Origin of the sequence: Streptomyces silaceus (assembly GCF_001419745.1) — a bacterium.
GTDB classification, from domain to species: Bacteria; Actinomycetota; Actinomycetes; order Streptomycetales; family Streptomycetaceae; genus Streptomyces; species Streptomyces silaceus.
In genome coordinates, this window is sequence record NZ_LIRJ01000119.1 from 1 (window position 1) to 3,775 (window position 3,775).

Annotated in this window: 3 protein-coding genes; 2 read left to right on the forward strand and 1 reads right to left on the reverse strand. The window is 73.3% G+C overall.

Annotation, left to right across the window (positions count from 1 at the left end):
- Nucleotides 1–1,578: TIGR03767 family metallophosphoesterase (locus AOK22_RS13435; protein WP_055698859.1), on the forward strand; the 1,578-nt coding region annotated here is incomplete at its 5' end.
- A 103-nt stretch (nt 1,579–1,681) separates the two neighbouring features.
- Nucleotides 1,682–2,887, forward strand: a complete 1,206-nt coding sequence (locus tag AOK22_RS13440) for a serine hydrolase domain-containing protein (RefSeq protein WP_055698861.1) — start codon at nt 1,682–1,684, stop codon at nt 2,885–2,887.
- Between the two features lie 148 nt (nt 2,888–3,035).
- Here AOK22_RS13440 and AOK22_RS13445 read toward each other — a convergent pair.
- Nucleotides 3,036–3,775: hypothetical protein (locus AOK22_RS13445; protein WP_055698860.1), on the reverse strand; the 740-nt coding region annotated here is incomplete at its 5' end.

Genomic DNA, 3,775 nt, shown 5'->3' on the forward strand with positions numbered 1-3,775 from the left:
CCCCTCATGCCGTACAAGAACGGCACCACCCTGCTCACCGTCGCCGCCGCCCGCGGCGCCTCCGGCTACCGGCGGCTCGGCGACGGACCCGCCTGGCCGCGCGTCGTGCGCGGCGACCTCGCGGCGGCCAAGGCGGGGCGCGAGGGGCGGCGCACCGCGCTCGCCGCGTTCGTCCAGTTCACCGACCTGCACCTCGTCGACGTCCAGCACCCCTTGCGGTACGAGTACCTGCGCGCGCAGACCGCGAGCGCCTGGCGGCCCCACGAGTCCCTGTCGGTGGCCGGCGCGGTCTCCCTGGTCGAGCGGGTGAACGCCCTGCGCGGCGCGCCCGCCACCGGCGCCCCGCTGCACTGCGTCGTGACGACCGGCGACAACACGGACAACAACTCGCGGGCCGAACTGGACTGGTTCCTGAAGGTGATGAACGGCGGCCGCATCCGCCCCAACACCGGTGACCCGCGCCGCTACGAAGGCGTGCAGTCCAGCGGCCTCAGGCTGTACTGGCAGCCCGACGACGCGGTGCGCGACGCCGACAAGAGCCTCGGCTTCCCGCGCCTGCACGGCTTCCTCGACGCCGCGATCCGCGAGGTCAACAGCCCCGGCCTCGGGCTGCCCTGGTACTCCACGGTCGGCAACCACGACGCGCTGCCCGGCGGTTGCTGGGCGCCCAAGGACTCGTACTTCTCCGAATTCGCCGTCGGGGGCAAGAAGCTGATGTCCCTGGACGAGTCGCGGGGCGCCGCGCTGTGGAAGGCCGTCAAGAAGGGGCGTGACCCCAAGGGCGCCCTCTTCAAGGACCTCCTCAAGAGCGAGGCGCGGCGCATGCGGTCCATCACGCCGGACGCGTCGCGGGCGCCCTTCACCCCCGCCGAGTACGTCCAGGCGCACCTCGACCCGGCGCACGCGGGCCCCGGCCCCGTCGGCCACGGCTACACCCAGGAGAACCTCGCGTCCAAGACCCAGTACTACTCCTTCCGCATCAGCGACGACGTGCTCGGCATCAGCCTGGACACCACCGACCCCGGCGGCCACTACGAGGGCTCGCTCGGCACGGCCCAACTGCGCTGGCTGGAGCGCGAGCTGAAGGCGAACGAGCGGCGGGCCGGCGGACCCTCGTACGTCGTCGTCCTCAGCCACCACACCAGCAGGACCATGCGCAACCTGCGCCACGACCCCGCGCGGCCCGGCGAGGCGCGGCACGGCGGTGACGAGATCGTCGCGCTGCTCGGCCGGTACCGCTCCGTCCTCGCCTGGGTCAACGGCCACAGCCACAAGAACGCCATCACCCCGCACCGCACCCCGCACGGCTCCTTCTGGGAGGTCTCCACCGCCTCACACATCGACTTCCCGCAACTCGCGCGGGTGGTGGAGCTCACCGACAACCACGACGGGACGATCTCCGTCTTCACCACGCTCATCGAGTCCGCCGCCCCGCACCGCACGGATTTCGCCGATCTCTCCCAGACCGGTCTGGCCGCGCTCTACCGCGAACTGTCCTTCAACGCCCCCGGCGCGAAGCCCACGCTGGGCGGCGAGGCGGGCGACCGGAACACCGAGCTGGTCCTGCGCAAGGGGTGAGCCGGAAGGCCGGATCGTGCTCAACCCCGGCGTGGCGCTCAACCTCCGTGCCGGCCCCCGGGTCCCCTCGGCCGACGACCGTCGGGACGGAAGGGGCACGGACATGGCAGGGCTCAAGCACAGGAGCCAGTCGCGGGGACGGGCAGGCGTGGCGGCGGCGCTCGCCGCGACGGTGGTGGCGGGCGGGTTCGCGGCCCCCGCGTTCGCCGCGGCGCCGGAACGCGGCGACGGGGACGGGCACCGCGCGACGCTGCGCGCGATGCGGGCCGCCCTCGACGAGGACGCGCCCGGCGTGACCGCGCAGGTGCGGGACCGCCGCGGCCCCTGGAACGCCGCCGCGGGCATCGGCGACCTGGAGCGCGGGACGCCGCGCGGCGAGCACGACCGCTACCGCATCGGCAGCATCACCAAGACCTTCGTCGCGACGGTCCTCCTGCAACTGGAGGCCGAGGGCAGACTCGACCTGGACGACACGGTCGGGCGATGGCTGCCGGGCGTCGTCGAGGGCAACGGCCACGACGGGGACCGCATCACCGTGCGCCAGCTCCTCAACCACACGAGCGGGATCTTCAACGTCACGTCCGACGAGGACTTCCAGCGGACGGTGTTCGGCGAGGAGTTCCTCAAACACCGCTACGACACCTGGCCCCCCGAAAAGCTGGTCGCCATCGCCATGCGCCACAAGCCGGACTTCGCGCCCGGCACGGCCTGGAGGTACTCCAACACCAACTACGTGCTCGCGGGCATGGTCATCGAGAAGGTCACCGGCACGTCGTACGCGCGGCAGATCAAGGAGCGGATCATCGAGCCGCTCGGCCTGCGCGCCACGAAGGTCCCGCTGACCGACCCGACCCTGCCGAGCCCCAGCTCACGCGCGTACACCCGGCTCTCCGACAAGCCCGGCGCCACGATCCACGACGTGACGGAACTCAATCCGTCCGTGGCGGGCGCGGCCGGCGGGATGATCTCCGACTCGGCGGACCTCAACCGCTTCTACACCGCGCTGCTGCGGGGCAGGCTCCTGCCGAAGAAGCAGCTCGCCGAGATGAGGACGACGGTGCCCCAGGGCGACGACCGGCCCGGCCGGCGGTACGGACTCGGCCTCGAACCCGTCCCGACGACCTGCGGAACGGTCCTGTGGGGGCACGGCGGCGGCATCCACGGCTCGTCGTCGGTGGCGCTCTCGACGGCGGACGGCCGCCATGCGCTGGCGTTCAACTTCAACGGTCCCGGCGGGGACGCGGAGCGGATCGTCGAGGCGGAGTACTGCGGGAAGGACGGGAAGGCCGGGAAGGGCGGGAAGGACTAGCCGCGCGGGGCCGCTCCGGGCGCCGCGCCGATGCGCTCCGGGCAACGCACAGGGGCGGAACCCGGACCTGCCCGGCCTGTCACGACCCGGCCGGTCCGGGGTTCCGCCCCTGCACTCCCCTCCTGCGCATGCGGTGCCGCGCCCCCCGCTATCTCGGCAGCACCACGACGTACGCGGCGGGAGCGCGGTCGCCGGAGGCCATCAGCGCGGTCCGCACCACCGCGGCCTGCTGCTCCAGCGCGTCCCTGAGCTTCTTCGGGGTGATGTGTACGACGGTGATGCCGAGCCGCTCCAGGTGCTCGCGCTTACGGGCGTACTCCGACCACATCGCGTCGTCGTCCTGCCGCAGGCCCTGGCGGGGCGCCCGGGTGTCCAGCTCCACGGCGACGGCCTGGTCGGGCCAGTAGGCGTCGACGCCGCCGAGGTGCGGGCCGCCGGGCAGGCGCAGGTCGACGTTCCACAGCGGCTCGGGCAGGCCGTGCTCGGAGACCATCCGGTAGAGCCGGTCCTCGGCGATCGCGCGGCCCTCGGCGAGCAGCGAGTCGACGGCATCGACGACGTGCGGGCGGGTGAGGAGCCGGGCGTGGTTCAACTCCCGCACGATCGCCGCCGGTTCGCAGTGCCCGCCGCGCACGGCCTCGGTGAGCAGCCTTCGTACGACGCCCGCCTCGGCGAGCTGCGCCACGGCGTCGGCGAGGGCGCGAGGCACGGGGGCGACCGGAACTCCGGTGATCTGCTGGGGAGTCGGCAGGGCGTTGGCGCGCACGAGCCGGGCGAATCCGGTGGACCGCAGCCGCCGGGTGCGGGGCACCAGGACGTCGATGTGGTCCAGGGAGAGCAGCGGGGGAGCGGAGGAGAAGCGGTGCAGGGCGAGCGCGGCGAGGCCGG

Bases quoted from the DNA above. Each gene is read 5' to 3' on its own strand.
- AOK22_RS13440 (WP_055698861.1), top strand. From the start codon at position 1,682: ATGGCAGGGCTCAAGCACAGGAGCCAGTCGCGGGGACGGGCAGGCGTG.